This window comes from Kitasatospora arboriphila, assembly GCF_039528095.1.
Classification (GTDB): domain Bacteria; phylum Actinomycetota; class Actinomycetes; order Streptomycetales; family Streptomycetaceae; genus Kitasatospora; species Kitasatospora arboriphila.
This window is the reverse complement of sequence record NZ_BAAALD010000017.1, coordinates 1-23,769: the sequence shown is the minus strand read 5'-3', so window position 1 is coordinate 23,769 and position 23,769 is coordinate 1. Positions and strand designations below refer to the sequence as shown.

Sequence of the window (23,769 nt, the reverse complement as noted above, 5' to 3'; positions counted from 1 at the left end):
GGCACTGCCGATGGGCCGCAGCGTTCCAGCCCCGCGCGGCTGGGAGCACCTTGTGCCTTCGGTCGAAGACCCGACCGGCTCTCTAGGGAACCAGAATGATCTTCCCGGTGGACCGTCCGGTCTCGCCGAAGCGGTGTGCTTCGGCTGCCTGCTCAAGCGGGAAGACCTTGTCGACATGCACAGTGAGACCGCCCGACGGTGCCAGGGCCGCCAGAGTCTCCAGGTCTGCCCGGTCGGGCTCCACCAGCATGAAGCCGGCGCGAAGACCCGTCTTCGACAGCTGTTGAACCGCTTCTGCGTCGGCACCGTTCAGGGCGACGACCCAGCCGCCGGGCGTGAGCGTTCCCGCCAGGTTCTCCAGCTGGCCTGCGACGGTGGCCAGGAGGACATCCGCACCGTCGACACGGGAACCGACGTCCACACTTCGGTAGTCGATCACCTCGTCAGCGCCCAGGCCCCGGACGAAGTCGTGCTTCGCCGTGCTTGCCGTCGCGATGACGTACGCCCCCCGACTCTTCGCGATCTGGACCGCCAGATGGCCGACACCGCCGGCTCCGGCCGGAATCAGCACACGCCGGCCCGCCTCCAGCCCTGCCGTACTCACCAGGGCCTGCCACGCAGTGAGACCCGCCAAGGACAGACCCGCCGCCTGCACATGACTCAGCCCGGAAGGCTTGAGGGCGAACTGGCGCGACGGCCCCGTCACGAACTCCGCGTAGGCCCCCGCCTCGAACGGGAACCCGGGCATACCGAACACCTCGTCCCCGACCTCGAACCTGGTCACCCCCGCGCCGATCGCTCTCACGACCCCGGACACATCCCAACCGACCGAGAAAGGGAAGTGCCCCAGACCCCCGCCGCGCACTTTCCAGTCGACGGGGTTCACCCCTGCCGCCTGACCTCGACGAGGACCTCCGTCGACCCGGGCTCAGGAACATCGACCTCGACGACCTCAAGGACCTCAGGACCACCCAAACGACGTTGAATCACTTTGCGCACGTCGGATCAATAGCAGATCCCTCGACACGAACAGCAGCACCGGATGGTCAACACCGCTCGGGCCGCCACGACCTCGAACATGGGGTGGGGACGTCAGGCTCTCGCATCGCGCGTCCGTGACCGGAAGAAGAACCATGACCCTCGCCGCCCACCTCGTCACCACCGTCACCGCGCCACTGGATCCGGCGTCGGCAGAGGCTCCGCTGCGGTCGGCGCTGACGGCAGCCTCGTGTGGGCCCACGTTCGCGGTCCGTCGGGCAGCGACACGGACCCGGAGGACGACCAGGAGGTGTGGGCGGTCCTGGACGCCGTGGACGGCAGGGTCCTGGGACGTGTGAACACCATGACCGTGGCCTCCGGCTCCGAGCACGCTCCGCACCCGGATCCGGCACGGAAGGGGCTGAGCATCGGTGAGGGCGAGGAAGGCTCGCCCGTGCTGTCGGCGCGTGGGGACGGGCAGCAGCTGACCGCCGAACCCATCGGCATCGAGCAGGTCCTCCTTGCGGTGAGCCCGTCCGGCCGACGCCTCCTGACCGTGGACGTCGGGCAGTGGCCGCCCTCCCTCCGCCGGGCGGAGAACGGCTCGGTCGTACGGGAGTCGGACGCCCGGGACGCCGTGCCGACGCACCCGGGAGTACGGGCGGGGACAGGGTGTACTGGGACTTCGACGCGGCCTTCGTCGACGAGGACACCCCGGTTGCCGGTACCTCGGAGTGCGACGCCCGGTACGGCACGGCGCGCCACCGGCTGGTCGACGTACCGGAGATGACCGTGCGCGGCGAGATCTCCTATCCGGTTCCCGTCTCGGGGCCTGCCCGCGCAGCGGGGGACGGCACCTGGTACACGGTCTCCGAGGACGGAACCTCCGTGCATCTGTGGGAGCCGGCCGAAGAGATCCGACCTGCCGGCCCCATCGGACCGGCATCACGGGTCCACGTCCGCTAGCATGCTGCCCGGCTGGACACGCACTGCCGATCGTCGCTGCCCGATCCCCGCCCACGCCGGGACGCCGGGCGCCGCCGACCAAGGAGTCACGGGGGCTTCCCCCGACGCCCGTGGATCTCTGTCGTGCCCTTGGACCGGGCGGGCGGCGCGTGGGCGGACCCGCCAGGATCGAGTGCACCGTGTCGCCCAAGAAGAACCGCTCCTATGCCGCCCGTCGGGCCCGTGAGGCGCAGCAGACCGGTTCCACCACCCGCTACACCGCACTGCTGCGGTCCGCGGTCCCTGCAGCCGCTGACGGTCCGTCCGCCGACGAGCCGCTGGTCGCGGGGCTGACCGTGCTGGTGATCGGAAACGCCACGGCCGTGGGACCGCAGGAATCGGAGCGCCGGGCATGGGCCGTGGCGGCCGCCGAGGCCCTGACCTCGCTGACGCGGATGAGCAGTGGCGAGGCGTACCCCGCGGCTGCCGAGGTCGACCTCCTGCCCGCGGCCGGAGAGCCGGACGAGCCGCCGTACGCGGTGGCCACCGTCGTGGCCCACCGCCCGTGGGAGCGCGCGGGGGAGTGGGAGGCGGTGCTGGACGACGTTCGCGCCGCCCTCGATCCGGCCGCGGGCCCGGCACTGCCCGGCCGGTTCGCCGCCGCGCTGCCGATCGGCACGTTCGCCGCCGACGCCCGGCGCGGACGGCGCCCCGGGCAGGCCGATCGGGTGGAGTTCACCGCCCGGCCCGCCGCGGCCGACGAGCAGTTGACGGCCGCGCTCGACGCCGCGCCGCCGACGTGGCCGACGCCGCACTGGCCGGAATCCCTGGACCGGCAGGCCCCGTTCCGGCCCGATGCCGGCCGCTACCGCGCCGCCGGAGAGGCAGCGGCGTGGGACGGGCTGCTGTGCCTGGAGTGCGGATGCCCGATCGCGTGGGCGTGCCCCCACTGCCCCGGCTGCTCCTGCTACCACGAGACCTGCCCCGACCCCGACCTGCGGCACCGCCGGCAGTACCTCGCCCGGGCGGGGGTGTTCCTGCTGACCGCTCCGGTACCTGCCGGCACCGACGAGCGCGAACTCGCCCAGCAGGTCGCCGACAGCGTCCGCGCCGCTACCCGCGGAGCCGCCGGCGGGACGTACCCCGGTCGGGCCGAGGTGCTGCGCCTCGACGAGCCGTGGCTGCCGCTGTCCGGCCACGGTGGCACGGTGGTCGAGGCCAGGCTGCTGGTGTGCTGCGAGGCGGCGCGCGACCGGTGTCCCGATGGGGAGCGGGACCGGGAGTCGGCCGAGGCCGACCTGGCGGCTGCGATCGAGCGCGGCCTCGCCGCCCTCCGTCCGTTCCCGGCGGGCCGGGCGGGCCCGTCCGCACACCGGGTGGAGCCGGGCGAGGCGCAGGCGCTCCTGGCCCGACACGTGTGGTCGGTCACCGCCCGGGACACGGCCCCGCTCGTGCTGCGGGCGGACTGCCAGGAGTCCCCGGAGTAGCGCACGTCAGCCGCGCGCCCGGCCCGTGGTGCCGGAGCTGTCACAGGCGGCGGGCGGTGGCGGCACCGTGCACCGGACCGGCCCCGTCCTGGCAGCGTTGCTCCGGCACCGCCGGGCCGGGGCCGGGTCTGGTGCCGGGGTCCGGTGCCGGGTCCATGACCCGCCGCCGCATCGGCTGCTGCGGCTCGCTGCACGGCCGCGGCCCGGAGCCGTTGCAGCGATCGGTGAGGGCCTTCCCGCGGCCGGGCCGAGTGCACCGAGCGTGACTGCTCGCCCGGGCGCGTCCGAGCGGGGCGTCCCGCGGGCCGCCGGGCGGCGAGGCGCCGACGGCCGCTGCGGCGTCCGACGCCCGCGTGTGCCGAACTGTTGCGGGCGGAACGGCGCGGAGAGACGCTCGGAGCGGGTCTGCTCACGGCAAGGAGCGCTCATGTCCACGATTCATCTGCATCAGACGATCGCCGCCACGCCCGAGGAGTACGTCGCCGGACTCACCGACTTCGGGCCCGGGCGCTCGGAACTCTTCGGCAACAGTGACGACAAGTACCTCGACGTGCACGCCCGGGGGCCCCAGGAGGCCGATGTCACCGAGGGCTCGGCGGGGATCTGGGAGCGGTTGCACTACGACTGGTCCGACCCCCGCCGCGTCGTCATGACCACCACCGACTCCAACGTGTGGGGCGGCAAGTCGGGCCACACGTACACGTTCACGCCGAAGGCCGACGGCACGACGGAGGTGGACGCCGTCGTGGTCCGCGAGGGCAAGAACTTCAAGGGACGCGTGCTCGGCGTGGTCGTCGGCACCGTCGGCAAGCGCCACCTCTCGAAGGCCTTCGCCAACACCGGCAAGGCCATCGAGGCGTGGCACCACGCCGACGGAGGCACGTGACCGCGACCGGACCTTCCCAGGACCGGCCGCACAGCCCTGCGAGATCCCGTCGGGGCCTGTGCGGCCGGTCCTGCGCTCGCCGGCTGCGCCCCCGGCCCACCGCCGTCGGCCACAACCGCGCCGGCAGTGCGTCCGCGGCCCGTGCGCCACAGGACGGCGCACACGGTTCGGCAGCTGCGGCGGGGCGGCGTGAAACCGCGGTGCTCCCGGCCGACAACGGATGATCAGTCATCTGACACACTGAGCGCGCCATTTGACGGTCTGTCGGTGACAGGTCGGGGACGAGGGGATCGGCATGTGGGGTCGGGGACCGTGCTCGGTGGGCGCTACACGCTCACCGACCGGGTCGGGGTCGGCGGGATGGGCGAGGTCTGGCGCGCCGACGACGGAGTGCTGAAGCGGCAGGTCGCCGCCAAGATCATGCAGCCGGGGCTGCTGGCGGACCGCAGCTTCACCGAGCGGTTCAGGCGCGAGGCGCGAATCCTCGCCACTCTCCGGCACCCGGGCATCGTCCACGTGCACGACTACGCCGAGCCGGCCGACGGCTCGGACGAGCAGATCGCCTACATCGTCATGGAGTTCATCGACGGGAGGCCGCTGAACTCCGTCCTGGCCGACGAAGGCCCCATGGTGCCCGCTCGGGCGCTCGGCATCCTGGCCGACGCGCTGGACGCGCTGCACGCCGCGCACCAGCAGGACATCGTGCACCGCGACCTGAAGCCGTCCAATCTGATGGTGCGCAGCGACGGCGGCGTGACGGTGATCGACTTCGGCATCGCCCATGCGATGGCCGGGACGAAGATCACCACCACCAACTCGGTGCTCGGCACCGCCCTCTACATCGCTCCCGAGCAGGCCGACGGCAAGCCCACCACCCCCCTCTGCGACCTGTACTCGATCGGGGTGGTCTGCTTCGAACTGCTCACCGGCCGAGTGCCGTTCACCGGAGAGACGGTGCTGGAGATCATGCTCAAGCACATCCAGCAGCCTCCGCCCCGACTGTCCGAGGAGTTCCCGCAGGCCGTGCGCGACTTCGTCGCCACCGCTCTCGCCAAGGATCCGGCGCAGCGCTTCCCCGACGCCGGCGCGATGGCGGGCGCCGCCCGCGCGGCGGCGGCCCGGCCGGGTGCCGGGCAGGCGGTCCGCGAACCCACCGTGTTCGCCACCGTGCCCGAGCCCCTCCCGCGGGATGCGCCGCAGGCCGGCGCTCCCCGCCCCGCCGCCGCCGAGCCCCCGCAGCGGCGGCGCAGCCGACTGATCGTCCCGATCGTCATCCCGGTGGTGATCTCGGCCGGGGTCGGCAGTGTGGTTCTGATCGAGCAGGCCCCGTGGCAGTCCCGCACACAGGGGGCCGGGCCGCAGCCCACGGCGGCGGCGCCGTTCAGCCCGGGCGCCGCGTCGGCGGGGGCAGGCGGCCCGGGCGGTACCGGCGCGGCGTCGCCGTCGGGCAGCGCCACCGGCACGCAGACCGCGCCGGGCCGGCAGCCGGGCAATCCGGCGCCGGACCAGGGCGGCGTCGGCGCGGACGGTGCCGCGGGTGGTGGTGCCGCGGGCGGTGCCGGCGCGGGCACCGGTACGGGCGGGGGTGCCACCAGCACCGGGGGAGCCGTCCCGCCGCCGGCCAGGACCCCGGCCACCACGGCACCCGCGGCCACCCCGGCGCAGACCGGGCCGCCCCAGGGCTGCGGCGGCACCGGCTGGGGCCACATCACCGGGGTCGGCAGCGGCCAGCGGCTGGGGCTCGCCGCCCCGGGCCTGGCCGGCGGGACGAGCGCGGTGGTGGGCCGCAACACGTCCTACGGCTGGATCCGTTCGGCCCCCGACCCCGGCGGCTGGTACAGCCTCTACCCCTGCAACATGAGCAAGCCGGGACTCGTCCAGAGCGGCAGCAACGTCGAACTCTCCTCGGGCTTCAGCGTCACGTACCGCTGGACGGTGAGCAGTGCCCCCACCCAGGGCGCCGTCTACCTCAAGGACTACAGCAGCTCCACCTGCCTGACCGACAACGGCGCGGGCAGCGCCGCCACCATGCAGACCTGCACGCCGGGCAACCGGGCGCAGCAGTGGTTCATCCCTCCGTCGGGCTGAGCAACGTGCCGTTCGCCGGGCCGGGGCGTCGCTGCCCGGGTGGCGGCCGGTGCTGCTGCCCCAGGCGCCCGCCGGGGGTGCCGGTGGTGGTCAGCGGGGGCCACGGAACCGGTGCCCGGCTTCGGACCCCTGGCTTGCGGGTGCCGCCGGGGGGCGGTTCTCATGGGTGGGGGGACGTCTTCTCGTCCGGCGCGGGGTGGACGTGAGCGAGGTGCTCCACGACGTCACGGGCGTCTTCCACCGCGCCGGGACGCGGGGACGTGCTGACGGACCGGTACCCGAGCACGCGGACTACGGTTCCTTCGCGTCGTTCGGCGACCCGGACGGCAACGGCTGGTTGCTCCAGGAGATCAGGACACGCCTGCCGGGCCGCTGACGAGGACCGGCCGACGTCCGTGACCTGCGACGGCGCGCGGACCCGAGCGGCCGCCCGTTTGCGGGAGGTCGAGGAGGAGTGCGGACGTGACAACCCCGATGCGCGAGCCCGAACTGCTCGGCCGGACCGTCGTCGTCATCGGCGGCAGCGCCGGCATCGGGCTGGAGACGGCCAGGCGCGCCCGGACCGAGGGCGCCGAGATCGTCCTCGTCGGCCGCGATCCCGGCCGGCTGGAGCGCGCCGCCGGAGAGCTCGGCGCGCAGCGCACCGCGGCGTTCGACGCCACCGATCCCGCGGCCCTGGCGGCGTTCTTCCAGGACCTGCCGGCCCCGATCGACCATGTGATGGTGACAGCCGGCGGCCCGAGCTACGGGCCCCTGCTCGACATGAGCGCCGCCGAGGTGCGGGACGCGATCAGTGATCACGCGGTGCTGCAGCTCGAGGTCGCGCGCAACGCCGTGGGCCGGACGAGACCCGGGGGCAGCCTGGTGTTCATGGGTGGTACCGGAGCACGGCGGGTCGGCCGGGGCCTCGGGGTCGCCTCCGCCGCCACCAACGCGCTGCCCCCGTTCACCGCGGCCCTCGCACTCGAACTCGCACCGGTGCGCGTCAACCTCATCGCCGCAGGCTTCGTCGACACTCCGCTCTCGGCCTCGCTGCTGGGCGACCGGATCGAGGAACGGCGCGCCGAGCTGCGCGCGACGCTGCCGATCGGCCGCGTCGTCGGACCCGCGGACGTCGCGGCGCTGGCCGTCCACCTCATGGTCAATACGGCGCTGACCGGCGGGACCTACGACATCGACGGCGGGCAGCAGTTCGTCTCGTGACGAACACGCCGACAGCAACGGAGGCGACATGACTGCGGAACAGTTCCACGTCGCCGAAGTCTCTCCCTCCTACTGGCGGGTGACCTTCGACAACGGCCCGGTCAACCTGATGGACCCGGACACGCTCGACCAGCTCGGCGCGCTCGTCGGGCGCATCGAGACCGACCCGCACCTCACCGTGGTCGTGTTCCGCAGCGAAACGCCCGGCTACTTCATGGCCCACTGGGACTTCAGGGCCGACAACGCCCGGGTCGCGGGCATGCCTCCCGGACCGACCGGCCTGCACCCGTACCTGGACAACTTCGTACGGCTCAGCAGGCTCCCGGCGGCGACGATCTCGGAGATCCGCGGCCGTACCCGCGGCGCCGGCAGCGAGTTCGTGCTCGCCACCGACATCCGCTTCGCCTCCGAGACGGCGGTCCTCGGCCAGTTCGAGGTCGGTGTCGGTGCCGTCCCCGGTGGTGGGCCCATGGCACGGCTCGGACGGCTGGTCGGCCGGGGCCGCGCCCTGGAGATCCTGCTCGGCGGCGACGACATACCCGCCGACCTGGCCGCCCAGTACGGCTACGTCAACCGCCTCGTCCCGGATGCCGAGATCGAGGAGTTCACCGACGCGTTCGCGCGCCGCATTGCGGCCTTCGACAAGGTGGCCGTCACCGGGACCAAGGAACTGGTCGACGTGGCCACCCTGCCCGAGGACAGCGAATTCGCTCCCGGTCTCAGGGCGTACTTCGCCACCGCCGGGCGCCCGGAACACCGGCCGTTCGTCCGGCGTCTGCTGGAGAACGGCCTGCAGCAGCCCGACGGCATCGAGAAGGACCTCGGCGCCGCCATCGGACGGCTGCGACAGCAGCCGTGAACGTGGCCACGCGGGGTGTCCCCCGTGCGGGGCCGCCGGAGTTCCGGTCTGATGGATCTGCCGGGTCAGGACACCCGGGCACACCCCGGCAGGGAGGCACCAGCTGTGACCACGCCGACAGGAGACAGCGCCGCGGACACCGACTCGGGCCTGGCCGGACGGACCGTCGTGGTCACCGGAGCCGGGCGCGGCATCGGACTCGCGATCACCGAGGCCTTCCTCGCCGCGGGCAGCCACGTCGTCGCGGGATCGCGCCACCGCACCGACGCCCTCGACACGCACCTGGCGCGGGGTGCGGACCTCACCGTCGTGGAGGTCGACCTGGCGACGCCGGACGGACCGGCCGCGCTGGTCGCCGAGGCCGCCGCGCTCCACGGCGGCGTCGACGTGCTGGTGAACAACGTCGGGGCGGTGCGCCCGCGGGTGGACGGCTTCCTGAGCGTGACGGACGAGGACTGGGACTGGGCCCTGACCGTCAACCTGATGGCCGCCGTCCGCGCCACCCGGGCCGCGCTGCCGCACCTGCTCGCCTCCGGCGCGGGCCGGATCGTCACCGTCTCCTCGGTCAACGCCCGGCTGCCGGACCCGCTGGTCATCGACTACGGCGCCGCCAAGGCCGCGCTGACCAACTTCTGCAAGGCCCTGTCCAAGGAGGTCGGGCCACGCGGTGTCCGGGTGAACACGGTCGGTCCCGGCCCGGTCGAGACGGCGCTGTGGCAGGGCACCGACGGCGTGGCCGCCACGGTCGGGCCGGCGCGCGGCGTCGACCCCGGCGACGTGGCCCGTGCCGCCGCGGCCCAGTCGCCCACCGGCCGCTTCACCCGTCCGTCGGAGGTCGCGGACCTGGTGGTGTTCCTCGCCGGTCCCGGAGCGGCGAACATCACGGGCGCCGACTTCGTCGTCGACGGCGGCCTCGTCGACTCCCTCTGAGCTCCGACTTCCGAGCTCTGAGCCCCTCCGGCTGCGGCCCGGTGTGACGGGGCTCACGCATCGTCGCGCGCGCTCGGGTGCTTCGGCTACCGTCCACCCACACACCACCGGGCTGCGGCGGTGCCCGACCCCCGGCGTGTCCTGGGAACGGTGGGCCGATCGCGGCGGATCGGGAGATGCAGCGATGACCGACCACACGCGTGGCATCAGGAACAAGCCCGGCGGCTCCCGCCAGACCGGTCGGCGCACGTACGTTCTCGACACCAGCGTGCTCCTGGCGGACCCGCTCGCCATGAGCCGCTTCGACTGCTCCCCGCCTGTGCGGGGATAGCCCCTGTTACGGTCCGTCAGCACACCATGGTCTCCATCCGGCGGGTAGTCGGGAAGTCGGCAAAAGGTCAGCATCGATCCGCTCAGACCCTGCCGCACCGACCCGAACATGAGAATCCGTGCCGCGGAGGCTGCGCGTCTGCCAGATGGCGATCGCGGCGCCGTGGAGCTTCCGCCGTTCGGCGCAGCGAGGCCTTCCAGCCTTGCCTGACTGCTCGCATGGCCTGCGCAATCGATAGATGTTTCCGCAGGTCAGCGTATTCGTCCGCGCGGTTCAACGGGGTCGCCGGCAGTTGTGGGGCATGCAGGCGGGCGCCGTCGCAGCCGTGCAGTTCGCCGAAGCGGGTGCCGGTCTCCCAGTTGTTCCCTGCCTGTACGGTCTCCTCACCGGATCGGCCGATGAGGTTCTCCCACAACTCCCGCAGCGCCGCGCACTCCGACGCCGCCGTTCAGGCCCTGGTCGACACCGGCATCCGCGGCGTCCACGCCGCGACGGCACCGCACTTCGGCGTCTGGGACCGGCAGTGGCCGGCCGATCTCGCCAGGCTGTGCGACCGCTTCGGCAGCGGTCTGATCACCTTCCGCCTCGCCGCCCTGGCCACCGACGAGATCGCCGGTCCCGGCCTCGCCTACGGGCCCGAACTCGCCGCTGCCGCAAGGACACTGGGCATCGGTGTGAGCGTCGACGCGGTGTTCGGCGCCCCCTCCTCGCGGGCGGTCCTCGACTGGGGGCGGGCGGGCCTGCTCGACGAACAGGTGCCGCTGATCCACGCCACCGGCCTCGGCCCGGACGCCTGGCGGGCGATCGCAGCGACCGGTGTCACGGTCTCGCTCGCGCCCACCTCCGAACCGCAGATCGGCCTGGAGAGCGCCGTGCCCGCCGTCGGCGAGGCCCTTGCCGTCGGGATACGGCCCGGACTGAGCATCGACGTCGAAGTCGCCCTGGCCGGCGACATGTTCACCCAGATGAGGACCCTGCTCGCGATCCAGCGGATGCGGGCCGTGAACGCCGCCCACGCATCGGGCGGAACCGCACCGGCACCGGGCCGGATCGGCACCGCCGACGTGCTGGACTTCGCCACCCTGCGAGGTGCGCGCACCTGCGGCCTCGACGGGGTCACCGGCTCCCTCACGCCCGGGAAACAGGCCGACCTGCTGCTGCTCACCGCCGACGAGATCAAGAACCTGCCGTTGAACGACCCCGTCGGGGCGGTGGTCCTCGGCTGGAACACCCGCACATCGACACCGTGCTCGTCGCCGGGCGGGTCCGCAAGTGGGCCGGCCGCGTCCTGGACGTCGACCTGCCCGCGCTGCGCGCCGAGGCGGCGGCCTCGCGCGACCCGCATCCTGCGCGCGGCCACCGGCTAACGCCGGACGACGTCCGCCGGCGGGTCCCGCACGCGACCGGGCGCCCTCAGGGCAGTCGGCCGGACGCGTGCAGCTGGTCGAACACCATCCGGTCCACGGCCGAGACCCGTGCACGGTCGCCGTACCCGAACCAGTCCAACTCCGCGATCTCGCTGGAGGCGACCAGCGCACCGGTGTGCTCGGCGGTGTAGCAGATCATCCGGAACCCGGTGCTGCCGTCGGAATCCCTCCGCGTCTCGAAGGTGCCGACGTGCACCATGGTGGCGGTGTCGATCCGGGCCCGGAGCTCCTCGTCGACCTCCCGCGCCAAGGTTTCGGCATCGGACTCACCCGGCTCCCGCTTCCCGCCGGGGAAGTAGAAGACGTCCACACCGCGGACGCGCGTCACCAGCACCCGGCCGCCACGCACCAGAACCCAGGCCACCTTCTCCGGAACGACCTCGACCGTCTCCACGCCCGGACCCTACCCATCCGCGGCGACGCGACAACCGGGCCGATGCGCCCGTCGCACCCTTCGCGTCCGCAACGGCTGCTGACGTCATGACGGTTGTCATGCCGTCAGCAGGGCAGGGGGCACTGCCGAGCGGGCGTCGCGGCCCCGTACGGTGGTGCCCATGACGAAGAACGAAGGGCGCGATGCCCGGCGGACGGACTTCCGGGTCAGCATCATCGGCGGCCACCGCCTGGGCGGTGCCGTGATCCAGGAGCGGACGTTGACCGCGTCCCTGGTCGGCGGCGCCGACATCGACCTGACCGATGTGGACATCCCGGACGGTGCGGAGATCCGGATCACCAAGCTGAGCCTGGTCGGGGGCGTGCGGCTGCGGGTCCGCCCCGACGTGCGGGTGAAGGTCGGCGGCCTCCGCCTCGGCGGCGTGAGCGACGACGGCCCGAGCGAGCCCGGTGGTCCGACCGTCCGGGTCGACGCCTGGGGGCTGGTCGGCGGCGTGCGCGTCGAGCGCGACTGAGACGGCCGGACGAGGCCCCGGTGCCGGTGGGCGTGTCCCCGCCGGGCGCCCGGTATCCAGGGGCGGTCCGGCCCGGGGCGCGACCACGGCGGCGGACCGGTCAGGATCGGAGAAGCCCCGGCGGCCGCCCGCCCCCTAGCGTGGTGGTCATGGCAACCACCACTTCCCCCGCAACCGACACGGCCCTTGCGACCGTCACCGTCGAGGTGACCGACCTGGAGGCCGCCCACCGCTTCTACAGCGCCTTCGGCGTGGACACCCTTGTCCGCCTCCGGGCGTCCGAGGCGCCCTCGACCGGATTCCGCGGCTTCACCCTGGCGCTCACCGTCTCCGGGCCCGCCACCGTCGACGGCTTCGTCAGCGCCGCCGTGGACGCCGGTGCCACGGTGCTGAAGCCCGCCACGAAGTCCCTGTGGGGCTACGGCGGCGTCGTCCAGGCCCCGGACGGGACGATCTGGAAGATCGCGACCTCGGCGAAGAAGGACACCGGCCCCGCCACCCGCGAGATCGACGAGTTCGTCCTGCTGATCGGCGTCGAGGACGTGAAGGCCACCAAGCAGTTCTACGTCGGCCGGGGCCTCACCGTGGCCAAGAGCTTCGGCGGCAAGTACGTCGAGTTCGCCCCCGGCGAGTCCAGCCCCGTGAAGCTGGCGCTGTACAAGCGCCGCGCCCTGGCCAAGGACCTCGGCGTCCCCGCCGACGGCACCGGCTCGCACCGCATCGCACTCGGCAGCACCACCGCCGACACCTTCACCGACCCGGACGGGTTCGCCTGGGAGGCCGCCGTGCCGTCCGCCCCGCAGTCCTGACGCCCGGCCCGGCCCGGCCCGGCCCGGGGGCGTACCTGCCCCCGGGGCCGTCCTCCGACTCTCCCCCTCCCTCCGGCGGCGGCCGGTGACGTCGAGGAGGGGCTGCCCCGCATGCGGCGTCTCCGCTCGGCCGGACCGCCAGGACGTGCCGTGGTCAGCAGCGGCCGGCGGGTTCGGAGACCGCGCAGTGGTTGCGTCCGAAGAGGTTCGTGCTGTCACCCTCGCGGTCGACGAGGTCGGCGGGGGAGTTGCCGACGGCGTCGTTGGTCACGACGGAGTTCCGGGTGTTGGCCACGCCGACCAGGCTGTGGAAGAACACGATGCCACCGGACATCGGCGAGTCGCCGACGTTGTCGCTGACCTGGTTGTCCGTCACCGCCACCTCCTCGGCGCCGGTGAGGAGGATGCCCGTCCCCTGGATGTGAGCGAGCCGCCCGGCGGCCGGGCAGTACTTGTTGTTGGCGACGACCCGGTTGCGGGTGACGCTCAGCCGGCCCGCCCGGGGCACCGTCTCGTCACCGACGACGAAGACGCCGCCGCAGTTGCCGTGGACGTCGTTCTGTTCGACGTCGAGGTTGCGCAGACGGCGGACGGCGACGCCGAGCCGGTTGTCGGTGAGCCGGTTGCCGCTGACCACGGTGCCGGCGGTGTCGATCGCACCGCCGCTGCTGTCGCCCTCGGGATCCACGATGTTGGCGAGGAAGATGCCGTACTGGCCGTTGCCGGTCGCCTCGTTGCCGACGATCACGGCCCGGGTCGACTTCTCCTGGCTGATGCCGTGCTGGCCGTTGCCGCGGAGGTGGGCGGTGCGCACGGTCATGCCATCGGTCGCGGTGGCGTCGATGCCGTTCTTCTGGAAACCGGCGACGGCGAGGTCTTCGACGGTGACACCGCCGAGCGGGTTCCGGTCGCTGCCGACGACGCAGATGCCGTGCCCGGCGGCGGCGCAGACGGTGTCGCCGGCGGTGCCGTCGGCGGCGTCACCCGGGGTGATGACGCTGTTCGGACCGGCGCCGCGAAGCGTGAGGCCGGCGGTGGTGATCCGGACGCTGCCGCGGTAGGTGCCCGGTAGCAGCTGGACGGTGTCGCCGGGGCCGGCCGCGTCGACGGCCTGCTGGATCGATTGGCCCGGCTGGACCACGTGCAGGCCGCCGGCCGCACGGGCCGACGGCACCGCACCCAGCGTGGCCAGGACGGTGGTGAGGGTGGTGGCGGCGGCAGTGGCCGCGGCGAGGTGATGGACCCGTCGCGTGGGCATCTGTGGTGACCTGCTTTCTTGCCGCGCTCTCGGGGATGCCGGCGCGGTGACACGGTGCGCAGAATGGGTGGCGGCCGGTTCGGGCCGCCAGTCGGATCGACGCTATGGGCGCCGCCCGGGGCCCGCCACCAGGGCTGGACCGTGGGGCTGACGATGTGTCGGCCGACGGTGTGAGCGCGGCCGCCGGGGCAGGCCGGGCGGGTGCGGTTCACGGGGGCTCCACCCGGTCCGGGCGGCCTGCGACGGGCCACTTTCGGCGTAGTCGGGAGTACGGGCGGGTCGTTCGACGGTCACGCTGGGAAGGCCCACGTCGGGGAGACGACCGGTGCACGGCCGCCACCCGCTCGTGCCACGCCGCCCCATCCGGTGAGGCGTCCCCGCGGCCACCGTCCGGAGCTTCCGCCGGCCCAAGCCGGCGTCCGCTCGCGCTGACCGGCACGGCGGCAGGACCGGGAACCATTCATCGGGACCGCACCGCAATCATGGCGGCCCCGTGATCGTCCTGGCGGCGGACCGCTACTGCCAGTGACCATCCGTGTGATCCGTCATCGAACAACTCGAATGCGCCGCGCCCGAGGCGCGAGCAGCCGCTGTGCACACCAAGGAGAAGCCAAGTGCAGAACCGTGAGGTCCAAGAAGAGCGCGTCTTTCCGGACACCCGCGAGGACGCGGCCGAGCGCCCGCAGCAGAGGATGATGGACCTGCTGCACGGCGCCCTCGTCACCCAACTTCTCGTGGTGGCAGCCGAGTTCGACATAGCGGAGCTCCTGGCCGACGGGCCGGTGCCGGTGCCGGAACTCGCCCGCCGGTGCGGGGCGCACCCGCAGGCACTGCGCCGGGTGTTACGGGCGCTGGCCGCCCAGAAGATCTTTCGGGAGGTGGAGCCCGAGACGTTCGCCCTGACCCCGCTGGCCGAGACGCTGCGCGCCGAGGTGCCCGGGTCGGTGCGGAACTGGGTCAGGTTCTGGGGGCTGCCCGAGAAGCTCCAGGCCATCAACTCACTGTCGTACTCGGTGCGCACGGGCCGTCCGACGTTCCCGCACGTGCACGGCACGGACTGGTGGTCACACCTGGCCGCCCACCCGGAGCAGGCCGAACTCTTCAACGACGCGATGGGCGACATGGCCCGGCGGGCCCACGCCGCGGCCGTGGAGAACTGCGACCTGACCGGCGTGGCGCAGGTGGTCGATGTCGGCGGCGGACAGGGGCACCTGCTCGCCACGATCCTGCCGCGCTACCCGGAGCTGCGGGCCACCCTGCTGGACCAGCCGGCCGTGGTCCGGGGCGCGAAGGCGGTGCTGGAGGCGGCGGGCGTCGCCGACCGGGTCGACGTGGTCGGCGGGGACTTCTTCGACAGCGTGCCGCACGGCGCGGACGCCTACCTCCTGTCGATGATCCTGCACGACTGGGACGACCGGCAGTGCGTGGCGGTGCTCGGCAGCATCCGGCAGGTGATGGCACCGGATGCCCAGGTCATCGTCATCGACGCCATCGTGCCGGAGGACGACGCACCGCACGACGGCAAGCTGCGGGACACCGTCATGATGGCGCTGCACCCCGGCCGGGAGCGGACCGAGGCGGAGTTCACCGCGCTGTTCGCCGCCGCGGGCCTGCGGCACGTCGCGACCACCGGGCTGGCCGCCTCGACGGGCCTGCTGGTCGCGCGGGCCTGACTGAGCCCCGTGGCCGGTGCGCTGCGGCATGTCCTGCCTCGTTGGTCGGTGACGGGAAGTGCCGTAGGAGGACGCCGTCCTCATGGCCGACGGCTACGGGGTACTGCCGCCCTGCAGCACCCGGGGCCGGTCCTGCCCGGGCTGGTCCCCGATGCCAGACTGCCGGAGGAACTCGGCCCGGGCCGCACCGATCGCTTCGAGCTCTGCGGCGAACGCGCCGGGGTGCCGTGTGTCGAGTCGGGAGAAGACCGCCTCCGATTCGGAGAGCAGCTTCAGGGCGCCCTCGGCGTCGTCCTCCGCGCGGTAGCAGGCGGCCAGCCAGAGCGACACGGCCAGGTGCAGGGCCAGGTGCTGCTCGAAGGTTCCCGGGTCCCTCGGCTCCACCCGACGGAACGTCTCCACCGCCTCGTCGGCGGCCGCCCGTCCCGCGTCCGATCGCCCGGGACACTCGGTGAGGCGGCCGGCCAGGTCCTTCAGCGTCAGTGCGAGGAGGTGCTCGGACGCGGCCGGATCCGCCTCCGCGTGCGCCCGGGCGGCGGCCACGGCCTCTTCGGCGACGGTCAGCGCCTCCTCCGTCCGCCCGGCCGCCGTCAGGTGTACGGCCAGAACGCTCAGGGCGTTGGGCAGCCCGGAGTGCACGTCGGTCGGGTCGGCCATGTACGTCCCCTCCCCAACTCGCGCCGTTCACAGGCGCGGTGACAACAACGCCGGCAGCCCGCGACACGGAATCGGCGGGCCACCGGACCGTGACGACGCTATCGCGTGCCACGCCCGGTGTCCGCCGGATCACGACACCGGAGACCACACCGGAATCCACACCGGAGTCCGTACCGATCCGCCCGCGACGGCCGACCTCCGCCGGGGTTGAGTAGGTGTACTCATGCAGGGCGGTTCGGGTGGCGGGCAAGGTGGTTGTGTCGGGCAGACGCCCGCCGCCCGGCCGTCCGACCCGAGGGGATGACGTGAACGTTCCGCCCGCGTACGGTTCACCGCCGCCCATGTACCGTCCCGTGCCGCGCCGGCCGGCCGAGATCGCCTTCGGTGTCGTCTCCGGGCTGCTCCTGCTCGGCGGCACGACGGTGACTGCGGGGTTGTCGTTCGTGATGCTCTTCGTCCCCGACGGCTGCGGATCCTCGCCCATGTCGGGCCAGCGCGTCTGCGACGGGACGGGCTACCTGGAGGTCTTGGCGGCGCCCTGGGTCTCGCTGGTCGCGGCCGTACTGCTGGCCGGACTCGGCATCGCACTGGCGCGGCGCCGCGGCCGGACACCGTGGCCGGCCCTGTTCCCGGCGGTGCTCGTCCACCTGGCCGGCCTCGGCTTCGTCTACACCTCCGTCCGGGGATAGGCCGCTCCCGGACCGATGTCGATGCCGATGCCGATGCCCCAACCGTCCCACCGCGATGCCGAATCCTTTTTCAGGAACCGCCCCTCTTATGCACGTACGGACGAACGTCGGAGAGGACCGGGAGGTCGCCGTGATCATCGGAATCGCTGCTGTCGCCACACTGGTGGTGCTGTGCACCTGCATGCTCGTGCTGCGCAGGCGGAGGAACGGACGTGGCTGACCGGACCGGCCACTGGCCGGGTGAGCAGCTGATCGTCGCGGCACAGGGCGGTGACCTCGACTCGCTCACCGCCCTGGTGTCGGGCGCGCACCCGAACGTACGGCGGTTCGCGCACTCCCTGTGCGCCACGCCCGAGGACGCCGAGGACGCGGCCCAGGAGGCACTGATCATCCTGTACCGCAAGATCGGTACGCTCCGGGCCTCCGGCGCACTGGCCTCGTGGATGTTCCGCATCGTGCGCAACGAGTGCCTCCGGCACGCACGGGCGGTACTGCGCGATCCGGTGCCTCCGCGGGACGGCTCCGTGCTGTCGGCCGAGGACGAGGTCCTGCAGCGGCTGGAGGCCGGCCGGGTGGCGGCGGCGATCGCCGCCCTTCCCGCCGATCAGCGCCGACTGCTCGTCATGCGCGACATCCAGGGCCTCAGCGGGCGGACGGTCGCCGAGGCGCTCGGCCTGAGCACTCCGGCGATGAAGTCGCGGCTGCACCGGGCCCGCGCAGCACTGCGGCAGACGCTGCAGGCCTCACCCGACCTGACATCCGGGAGGATGCGATGACCGCAATCACCGACGGCACCGGTTACGCGAGCCGGTCCCTGCCCCGGCACCTGGTGCGCGGCGTGGTCGGATTCGGCTCGCTGATCGGCGCGTTCGCCCTCGTTCCGCTGATCGGGCCGGTCAGCCTGATCCTCCTGCCGGTCGGCGTCGTCGCCCTGCGCGGATGCCCGATGTGCTGGACCGTCGGACTCATGCAGACCGTCTCGCAGGGCCGCCTGCAACGTTCCTGCACCGACGGCCGGTGCACCCTGACCCGCGCCGCACCCGACGGCACCCGGGGTGCCGCCGGGTCCGCCGGGCCGCGGAAGCACGGCGAGAGGGTGTAGCCGATCGACGGGCGGAGGTCCGGGCGCCTTCGACCCGGTTCAGGGTGAACCCGGTGAGGACGATGCCGGGCACGCCGGGGCGGAGGCCCCCGTGCCGTCGAACGGGGTGCCGGGGCCGGGCCGGGCCCCGGCTCCGCACCCCCGGCCCCGAACGCCCGAGCCCGTCAGCGGCCGCGTACGTGCAGCCCGAAACCCGTGCGGCCCTCGGGCTCCAGTCCCTCCTTCAGGTGCAGTGAGGGGATCTCGTAGTCACCGAAGTTCTGCGGCCGGAACGCGATCGGCTCGGTCGACTCCAGGGTCAGCAGGCGCTGCCTCCAGGCCTCGGCGACCTGCGGGTAGTCCTCCGCGCGCATCCGGTCGGTGCCGTACAGCACGAACGGCGGCAGCACCTCGATGCCCGGGTAGTAGAGGATGCCGTGCTGGATCGGGAACAGCAGGTCGTCGATGGGCCCGTTGATCCCACGAGCGGCGTAGTGCGACTCCGGGCCGCCGGTGGTGACGGACAGCAGCGCCCTCCGGCCCGCGAGGGTGCCCTCGCCGAAGCGCTCGCCGTACCGGGTGTCGCTGTGCTCGCCGACGCCGTACGCGAAGCGGTAGGTGAACACGCGGTCCACCCAGCCCTTGAGGATCGCGGGCACGGTGTACCACCACAGCGGGAACTGGAAGATGATCGTGTCGGCCCACAGCAGCTTCTCCTGCTCGGCGAGGACGTCCGGGGTGAGCGCCCCGGCGTCGAAGGCCCGGCCCGAGTCCAGGGCGACCTTCAGCGGACGTGAGGCGTGGGAGCCGTAGTCCGAGGCGTCCACGACCGCCTTCCACTTCATCGCGTACAGGTCGCTGACCCGCACCTCGTGGCCGGCGCCCTCCAGGGTGGACACCGCGAGGTCCTTCAGCGAGCCGTTGAGCGACTCCGGCTCGGGATGGGCATGGACGATCAGCGTCTTCACGGGAACTCCTTCGGATCGGATGCCCCAGATCCTGGGCGCTGCGGCGCCCGGCGTTCAGGGACGGCTCTTCCGTCGGACGGGACTTCCTGGTAATCGCAGGGCCACCCTCGCGGGCGACGCCGGAGGCCATACTGGGCCCATGGACGATCTTGCGGGCTTCCTGCGGACCCGGCGGTCACGGGTCGACCCGGCCGCCGCCGGCATCCCCGCCGACAGCCGCCGCCGGGTCGAAGGACTGCGCCGCGAAGAGGTCGCGCACCTGTCCGGGGTCAGCGTCGACTACTACGTCCGCCTGGAGCAGGGCCGCGCGACCCAGCCCTCCGAGCAGGTCCTCGACGCGCTCGCCCGCGTCCTCGGCCTCGACGAGACCGAACGCGAGCACCTCGACCGGCTCGCCCGGCAGCGCCGCCGCCGCGCGAAGGCACCGGGCGGACGGATCCGGCCGGAGCTGCTGCGCGTCCTCGACCTGGTCACCGACGCACCCGCGCTGATCATGAACCACCGCCTGGACGTGCTCGCCGGCAACCGGCTCGCCGGGCTCCTCTACGGCCGGCCGCTGCAGGGCCTCAACGTCGCCCGGCACCTCTTCCTCGACGAGGGCGAGTGCGGCCTGTACGCGGACTGGGAGAACTGCACCCTCGACGTGGTCGGGCACCTGCGCCTGGCCGCCGGGAAGTACCCCGAGGACACCCACCTGGCCTCGCTCGTCGGCGAACTGGCGATGGGCAGCGAGCGGTTCCGCCGACTGTGGGCCCGCGCGGACGTCCGGGCGCGCACCCACGGGCGCAAGGCGTACCGGCACCCGCTGGTCGGACCGCTGAATCTGCACCAGGAGAACTTCGCGCTGCCCGACGAATCGGGGCTGGAACTCCTGGTGCTGTCCGCGGCACCCGGCGACCCCGCCGAGGACGGGCTGCGCCTGCTGGCGGGCCTGGACGGGGACGGCGTTACGCCTCGACGGCCTTCGCCGCGTCGCGGATGACGTCGAGGACGAGGCCGGGGTGCGAGAGCATCGGCACGTGGCTGCTGTCGACTGCGTAGGTCTTGGCGCCCATGCGTTCGGCGGCGGCCCGCTCCAGGTCCGGGTTCACGGTGCGGTCGTCGTTCGCGACGATGTACCAACTCGGCTTCGTGCGCCAGGCGGTGCCGGGAACCTGCTGGGTGAACAGGTCGGGCACCGGCACGGCGCCGGTCGCGAGGACGAGCTTCTGTTCGGCCTCCGGCAGATCGCCGCAGAAGTCGCCGAGGCCCGACTCGAGGAGCCAGATGCGGCCGTCGGCGACGTCGATGTGCTCGAAGACGGGCGTGCGGGCGAACTTGTCCTGCTGGCCCTGCGAGGTCTCGTCCTCGTCGGGGGCGAGCGCGGCGATGTAGACCAGGGCGCCGACGCGGTCGTGGGTGCCGGCCTTGGTGATCAGGGTGCCGCCGTAGGAGTGGCCGACGAGCACGACCGGGCCGGGCACGTGATCGATGGAACGGGTCACGCAGGCGACGTCGCCCTCGAGCGAGTCGAGGCCGTGCTGCGAGGCGGACACCTGGTGGCCCTCGGCCTGGAGCGCGGGGATGAGCTTGTTGAAGCACGACCCGTCGGCCCAGAGTCCGTGGGCGAAGACGATGCTGGCCTTGCCTGCCATGGCTTCCTCCTTCAGGGGTAGCGAGCCATGCCGTCATATCACGATGAGTGATCGATCGCTGATTCCTCGCGTCCGGCCGGGTTGCCGGGCAGTGGGTCCTCACGGCGCCACGTAGTGGACGGTCTGCATCATGCCGAGGTCCTCGTGGTGGAGCTGGTGGCAGTGGGCGATGGTGCGACCGGTGAAGTCCTCGTACCTGACCAGGAAGGTGACGGAGTCTCCGGGCGTGCCGCCGGCGAGGCCGAGGGTGTCGTGCCAGACCGGCGGGTCCAGCCGTACGCCGTTGCGGTGGGTGAGGAGGACCTGGTCGGTGTGCAGGTGGAAGGGATGGTTGAACGCCGCGAGGGATTCGTCCGTCCGGACGGTCCAGCGTTCGACCGTGCCGAGGCGCAGGGTGTGGTTGGTGCAGGCGGGGTCGAAGAGGCCGTGAGCCGGGTCGCGGGTGGGATCGCCTCCGGGGTCGGCTGCGGGGGTCGCATGGGTGCCCAGGATGCGGAAGGCGTTCGGGAACGCCCCGGTGAAGACGCCCGCATCAGCGTGGAAGACCACCTCCCGGTCCGCGTCGGGGTCGGTGATGTCCTGCTCGTCGAGGAAGGGCCGGCCCGGTGGCAGTGAGGCCGGAAGCCGCATCGGCGGCCGCACGGGCGCTCCCGCGACCTCGATCGTCATCAGCGGTCCCGGCAGCCCGTCGGCCCGCAGCTCGTACCGGCCGGGCGCGCCGCCCCGGACCAGCACGTCGGCACGGTTGCCCATGGCCAGGTCCACCGTCGTCCGTGCGACCGGGGTGGGGAAGGTGATGCCGTCCTGGGCGATCTGGTGCAGTGCCATGTCTCCGGCCTCGCCGGTGACGGTGAGCCGCAGGGCGGCGAACGCGGTCGCGGCGACCAGCCGCCACCGCTGCACCTCGCCCGGACGCAGCCGGAGGGTGGGGTTGACGCTGCCGTTCACGGTGAAGGTGGAGGGGACGCCGGTCATCCAGCTGCCGGAGGTGAAGGCGGGGACGTGGCCGTCCCCGACCTTGAGCTCGTTGATGCAGACGACGAGGTCGGCGGCCGCCCGGATCTCCGGGACGTCGTCGACGTCGCCCTCGACGACGATCACGCCGGCCATGCCGCCGACGACCTGCTCGGCGGTCGATCCGTGCAGGTGCGGGTGGTACCAGTAGGTGCCCGCGGGGTGGTCGCAGGGCACGTGGACGGTCGACGTGTACCGCGGCTCCGCGGCTCCGGCGGCGGACTCCTCCGGGGTGCGCGGGGCGAACTCCCGCAGCACGTTGTCGGCGTGCCCGGACGGGGAGACGTGCAGGCCGTGGGTGTGCAGGTTGAAGCTGTTGGGCCGGTGCGGGGTGTTGTGGCCGCCGCTGTGGGGCGGGTTGGGCGGCAGGCCGTTGACGTGCGTCAGCCTCAGGGTGTGACCGGCACGCACGCGCAGGGTCGGCCCGGGGATCGTCCCGTTGTAGGTGCGGGTGGTGACGGGGCCGTGGCCCGGCACGGAGACGTCCGTGAAGCGGACGTCGAGCGTCTGCTCCAGCACCCGCGATGCCGAGCCGTGCACCGGCCGGGAGGCCACGACGGCCGGCTGCGGAAACGGCGCGGGTGCCGTCGCCGTACCCCGCCCGGCCAGGATTCCGCCGGACCTCGCGGCGAGGGCCACGGCGGGGACAGCCCTGAGCACCGATCGGCGGCTGATGCCGCGACTGTCTCCCACAATCGGGCAATCTAGATCAACCCGGCCGCCGCCCCAGGCAGCCCGCCGCACGGAGGGTCCGTCACCACCGGTTTGCTGCAGCGGGAATGGGACAGAGGGGTTCGTCATGGCGTGCTCGCGGTGGTGTCGCGGTCCGTGGTCAAGGTCGTCCGGGTCACGGGTCTGTCCCGGTGGTCGGTGACGGGGCGGCCAGCGGGTGTCGGTGCACGGTGGTGGTGTGATGCGGTGTCAGGGCAGGTCGGCGGCAGGGTGCGGCGCGGTACGGCGGGCGGCGGCGCGGTCGTTTCCGTTCGTACATGTCACAGCACTGTCCTGGGGGCGTCCCGGGCGGAACGGTTCGTCCGGGCGGGCGGTCCTGGTCTTCGGAAACCCGCTCGCACCGAGCACCAGGCACTGCCGCCTCCTGGAGGAAAATCACCATGCGCGTCCGCAAGCTCGCCTTCGCCGCTCTGGCCGTCACCGCCGCCCTCTCGCTCACCGCGTGCCAGGACGACGGGGCGGGCACCGCACAGGGAGCCCCGACCGCGTCCACCGGCACCGCCTCCAGCGGCACCGCGGCCGGCGGCCTCCCGGCCTCCGGCGGTCCGGCTTCGGGCGGTCCGGCCTCGGCAGGTCCGGGAAAGGGCAGCACGGCCTCCACCGCCGCACCGGCCGGTTCCACCGGGGCCGGGAAGCCTGCCAAGTGCCGGACGGCCGACCTGACCATCACTGCCGCGGACCGCACCATCTCCGGTGACCCCGACAACACCGTCGTGGTCGAGCTGAAGAACCACAGCGGCAAGGACTGCATACTCGCCGGCTACGCGGGCGTCGACCTGAAGACCTCCGCGGGCACGCTGTCCGCGAAGCGCTCCGGCGAGCCGGTCGTCACGGCCGTCGTGAAGAACGGCAAGTCGACGTTCTTCGGCATCATCTACCCGGCCAACACCTCGGGCGGCTCCGGCGTCCGGATCACCGGCCTGGTGGTGACCCCGCCGGACGAGACCCACCCGGTCACCCTGCCCTGGCCGGGCTCCGGCTCGCTGCCCGTCACGGACGGCAGCGGATCCCCGGTGAAGATCGGCCCGATGGGAAGCGCCGGCCAGGGCGAGTGACCGCGGGCGCCCCCACCGGTCCGAGGCCCTCTCTTTCGGATCTTGCCGGGCGCGCGACGCCGGGCATCCTCCCCCCAGCCTTCGGCCGGGAGGTGCCCCCAGCTGGACGCACCGGCGAATCGTCCACGTACGGTCCAGTACGAGGCCGATCCGCCGG

General features: G+C 73.0%; 24 protein-coding genes. 17 read left to right on the top strand and 7 right to left on the bottom strand.

Annotated elements, in window-relative coordinates; all coding sequences use genetic code 11:
- Nucleotides 1–82 precede the first annotated feature (82 nt).
- A complete protein-coding gene (locus ABD353_RS11855) occupies nucleotides 83–865 on the bottom strand; it encodes an NADP-dependent oxidoreductase (RefSeq protein WP_344623550.1) in 783 nt (260 codons plus the stop codon).
- A 785-nt stretch (nucleotides 866–1,650) separates the two neighbouring features.
- Between ABD353_RS11855 and ABD353_RS11850 the strand changes: the two genes are divergently transcribed.
- The 9 genes from ABD353_RS11850 (at nucleotide 1,651) to ABD353_RS11810 (ending at nucleotide 11,074) form a co-directional block, all read left to right on the top strand.
- Nucleotides 1,651–1,944 (top strand): hypothetical protein, encoded by a 294-nt coding sequence (locus tag ABD353_RS11850; RefSeq protein WP_344623489.1) that lies wholly within the window; start codon nucleotides 1,651–1,653, stop codon nucleotides 1,942–1,944.
- Nucleotides 1,945–2,123: 179 nt separating this feature from the next.
- Nucleotides 2,124–3,410 carry a hypothetical protein gene (locus tag ABD353_RS11845; protein WP_344623488.1) on the top strand — a complete coding sequence of 429 codons (1,287 nt, stop codon included), beginning with the start codon at nucleotides 2,124–2,126 and terminating at the stop codon, nucleotides 3,408–3,410.
- A gap of 427 nt (nucleotides 3,411–3,837) precedes the next feature.
- Nucleotides 3,838–4,296: a hypothetical protein gene (locus tag ABD353_RS11840; RefSeq protein ID WP_344623487.1), complete on the top strand. Its 459-nt coding sequence runs from the start codon at nucleotides 3,838–3,840 to the stop codon at nucleotides 4,294–4,296.
- 297 nt (nucleotides 4,297–4,593) lie between these two features.
- On the top strand, nucleotides 4,594–6,384 hold the full coding sequence (locus ABD353_RS11835) for a serine/threonine protein kinase (protein ID WP_344623486.1): 1,791 nt from the start codon (nucleotides 4,594–4,596) through the stop codon (nucleotides 6,382–6,384).
- Between the two features lie 202 nt (nucleotides 6,385–6,586).
- On the top strand, nucleotides 6,587–6,760 hold the full coding sequence (locus ABD353_RS11830; RefSeq protein ID WP_425555139.1) for a VOC family protein: 174 nt from the start codon (nucleotides 6,587–6,589) through the stop codon (nucleotides 6,758–6,760).
- A gap of 86 nt (nucleotides 6,761–6,846) precedes the next feature.
- Nucleotides 6,847–7,587: an SDR family oxidoreductase gene (locus tag ABD353_RS11825; protein ID WP_344623485.1), complete on the top strand. Its 741-nt coding sequence runs from the start codon at nucleotides 6,847–6,849 to the stop codon at nucleotides 7,585–7,587.
- 28 nt (nucleotides 7,588–7,615) lie between these two features.
- Complete coding sequence (locus ABD353_RS11820; RefSeq protein WP_344623484.1) at nucleotides 7,616–8,446, top strand: enoyl-CoA hydratase/isomerase family protein; 831 nt, start codon at nucleotides 7,616–7,618, stop codon at nucleotides 8,444–8,446.
- A 105-nt stretch (nucleotides 8,447–8,551) separates the two neighbouring features.
- Nucleotides 8,552–9,376 (top strand): SDR family NAD(P)-dependent oxidoreductase, encoded by an 825-nt coding sequence (locus ABD353_RS11815; protein WP_344623483.1) that lies wholly within the window; start codon nucleotides 8,552–8,554, stop codon nucleotides 9,374–9,376.
- A 729-nt stretch (nucleotides 9,377–10,105) separates the two neighbouring features.
- Complete coding sequence (locus tag ABD353_RS11810; RefSeq protein ID WP_344623482.1) at nucleotides 10,106–11,074, top strand: amidohydrolase family protein; 969 nt, start codon at nucleotides 10,106–10,108, stop codon at nucleotides 11,072–11,074.
- 46 nt (nucleotides 11,075–11,120) lie between these two features.
- Here ABD353_RS11810 and ABD353_RS11805 read toward each other — a convergent pair whose 3' ends face one another.
- Entirely contained in the window at nucleotides 11,121–11,528 is a 408-nt protein-coding gene (locus ABD353_RS11805; RefSeq protein WP_344623481.1) for an NUDIX hydrolase, read from the bottom strand.
- Between the two features lie 160 nt (nucleotides 11,529–11,688).
- On the opposite strand from ABD353_RS11805, the gene ABD353_RS11800 reads away from it, so the two are divergent.
- Both ABD353_RS11800 and ABD353_RS11795 read left to right on the top strand, forming a co-directional pair.
- Nucleotides 11,689–12,042 (top strand): hypothetical protein, encoded by a 354-nt coding sequence (locus ABD353_RS11800; protein ID WP_344623480.1) that lies wholly within the window; start codon nucleotides 11,689–11,691, stop codon nucleotides 12,040–12,042.
- Between the two features lie 149 nt (nucleotides 12,043–12,191).
- Complete coding sequence (locus ABD353_RS11795; protein WP_344623479.1) at nucleotides 12,192–12,851, top strand: glyoxalase; 660 nt, start codon at nucleotides 12,192–12,194, stop codon at nucleotides 12,849–12,851.
- 154 nt (nucleotides 12,852–13,005) lie between these two features.
- On the opposite strand, the gene ABD353_RS11790 is transcribed toward ABD353_RS11795, so the two are convergent.
- The gene (locus tag ABD353_RS11790; protein WP_344623478.1) at nucleotides 13,006–14,109 is read right to left on the bottom strand and encodes a right-handed parallel beta-helix repeat-containing protein; all 1,104 of its coding nucleotides are present in this window, start codon (nucleotides 14,107–14,109) and stop codon (nucleotides 13,006–13,008) included.
- Between the two features lie 614 nt (nucleotides 14,110–14,723).
- Between ABD353_RS11790 and ABD353_RS11785 the strand changes: the two genes are divergently transcribed.
- The gene (locus ABD353_RS11785; protein ID WP_344623477.1) at nucleotides 14,724–15,782 is read left to right on the top strand and encodes a methyltransferase; all 1,059 of its coding nucleotides are present in this window, start codon (nucleotides 14,724–14,726) and stop codon (nucleotides 15,780–15,782) included.
- Between the two features lie 93 nt (nucleotides 15,783–15,875).
- On the opposite strand, the gene ABD353_RS11780 is transcribed toward ABD353_RS11785, so the two are convergent.
- The gene (locus ABD353_RS11780; RefSeq protein ID WP_344623476.1) at nucleotides 15,876–16,439 is read right to left on the bottom strand and encodes a hypothetical protein; all 564 of its coding nucleotides are present in this window, start codon (nucleotides 16,437–16,439) and stop codon (nucleotides 15,876–15,878) included.
- Between the two features lie 341 nt (nucleotides 16,440–16,780).
- Here ABD353_RS11780 and ABD353_RS11775 point away from each other — a divergent pair, with 341 nt between their 5' ends.
- From ABD353_RS11775 to ABD353_RS11765, 3 genes are all read left to right on the top strand, one after another.
- Nucleotides 16,781–17,128: a hypothetical protein gene (locus ABD353_RS11775; RefSeq protein WP_344623475.1), complete on the top strand. Its 348-nt coding sequence runs from the start codon at nucleotides 16,781–16,783 to the stop codon at nucleotides 17,126–17,128.
- Nucleotides 17,129–17,340: 212 nt separating this feature from the next.
- Nucleotides 17,341–17,904, top strand: a complete 564-nt coding sequence (locus tag ABD353_RS11770) for an RNA polymerase sigma factor (RefSeq protein WP_344623474.1) — start codon at nucleotides 17,341–17,343, stop codon at nucleotides 17,902–17,904.
- Nucleotides 17,901–18,230 (top strand): hypothetical protein, encoded by a 330-nt coding sequence (locus ABD353_RS11765; protein ID WP_344623473.1) that lies wholly within the window; start codon nucleotides 17,901–17,903, stop codon nucleotides 18,228–18,230. Before ABD353_RS11770 ends, ABD353_RS11765 begins: the two co-directional genes overlap by 4 nt.
- A gap of 164 nt (nucleotides 18,231–18,394) precedes the next feature.
- Here ABD353_RS11765 and ABD353_RS11760 read toward each other — a convergent pair whose 3' ends face one another.
- Complete coding sequence (locus ABD353_RS11760; protein WP_344623472.1) at nucleotides 18,395–19,177, bottom strand: NAD(P)H-dependent oxidoreductase; 783 nt, start codon at nucleotides 19,175–19,177, stop codon at nucleotides 18,395–18,397.
- Nucleotides 19,178–19,316: 139 nt separating this feature from the next.
- On the opposite strand from ABD353_RS11760, the gene ABD353_RS11755 reads away from it, so the two are divergent.
- Entirely contained in the window at nucleotides 19,317–20,159 is an 843-nt protein-coding gene (locus tag ABD353_RS11755) for a helix-turn-helix transcriptional regulator (protein ID WP_344623471.1), read from the top strand.
- Here the strand turns inward: ABD353_RS11755 and ABD353_RS11750 are convergent.
- Both ABD353_RS11750 and ABD353_RS11745 read right to left on the bottom strand, forming a co-directional pair.
- Nucleotides 20,125–20,811 carry an alpha/beta fold hydrolase gene (locus ABD353_RS11750; RefSeq protein ID WP_344623470.1) on the bottom strand — a complete coding sequence of 229 codons (687 nt, stop codon included), beginning with the start codon at nucleotides 20,809–20,811 and terminating at the stop codon, nucleotides 20,125–20,127. The two genes, ABD353_RS11755 and ABD353_RS11750, sit on opposite strands and share 35 nt — an antisense overlap.
- 99 nt (nucleotides 20,812–20,910) lie before the next feature.
- Nucleotides 20,911–22,344 (bottom strand): multicopper oxidase family protein, encoded by a 1,434-nt coding sequence (locus ABD353_RS11745; RefSeq protein ID WP_344623469.1) that lies wholly within the window; start codon nucleotides 22,342–22,344, stop codon nucleotides 20,911–20,913.
- A 593-nt stretch (nucleotides 22,345–22,937) separates the two neighbouring features.
- Between ABD353_RS11745 and ABD353_RS11740 the strand changes: the two genes are divergently transcribed.
- Nucleotides 22,938–23,612, top strand: coding sequence for a DUF4232 domain-containing protein (locus ABD353_RS11740; protein WP_344623468.1), 675 nt, complete (start codon nucleotides 22,938–22,940; stop codon nucleotides 23,610–23,612).
- Nucleotides 23,613–23,769 lie beyond the last annotated feature (157 nt).

Excerpts from the sequence above, each read along its gene's own strand:
- ABD353_RS11790 (WP_344623478.1), bottom strand. The coding sequence starts at position 14,109 with ATGCCCACGCGACGGGTCCATCACCTCGCCGCGGCCACTGCCGCCGCC.
- ABD353_RS11765 (WP_344623473.1), top strand. The coding sequence starts at position 17,901 with ATGACCGCAATCACCGACGGCACCGGTTACGCGAGCCGGTCCCTGCCC.
- ABD353_RS11810 (WP_344623482.1), top strand. The coding sequence starts at position 10,106 with ATGAGGTTCTCCCACAACTCCCGCAGCGCCGCGCACTCCGACGCCGCC.
- ABD353_RS11750 (WP_344623470.1), bottom strand. The coding sequence starts at position 20,811 with ATGGCAGGCAAGGCCAGCATCGTCTTCGCCCACGGACTCTGGGCCGAC.
- ABD353_RS11800 (WP_344623480.1), top strand. The coding sequence starts at position 11,689 with ATGACGAAGAACGAAGGGCGCGATGCCCGGCGGACGGACTTCCGGGTC.
- ABD353_RS11840 (WP_344623487.1), top strand. The coding sequence starts at position 3,838 with ATGTCCACGATTCATCTGCATCAGACGATCGCCGCCACGCCCGAGGAG.
- ABD353_RS11740 (WP_344623468.1), top strand. The coding sequence starts at position 22,938 with ATGCGCGTCCGCAAGCTCGCCTTCGCCGCTCTGGCCGTCACCGCCGCC.
- ABD353_RS11820 (WP_344623484.1), top strand. The coding sequence starts at position 7,616 with ATGACTGCGGAACAGTTCCACGTCGCCGAAGTCTCTCCCTCCTACTGG.
- ABD353_RS11755 (WP_344623471.1), top strand. The coding sequence starts at position 19,317 with ATGGACGATCTTGCGGGCTTCCTGCGGACCCGGCGGTCACGGGTCGAC.
- ABD353_RS11775 (WP_344623475.1), top strand. The coding sequence starts at position 16,781 with ATGTACCGTCCCGTGCCGCGCCGGCCGGCCGAGATCGCCTTCGGTGTC.
- ABD353_RS11780 (WP_344623476.1), bottom strand. The coding sequence starts at position 16,439 with ATGGCCGACCCGACCGACGTGCACTCCGGGCTGCCCAACGCCCTGAGC.
- ABD353_RS11795 (WP_344623479.1), top strand. The coding sequence starts at position 12,192 with ATGGCAACCACCACTTCCCCCGCAACCGACACGGCCCTTGCGACCGTC.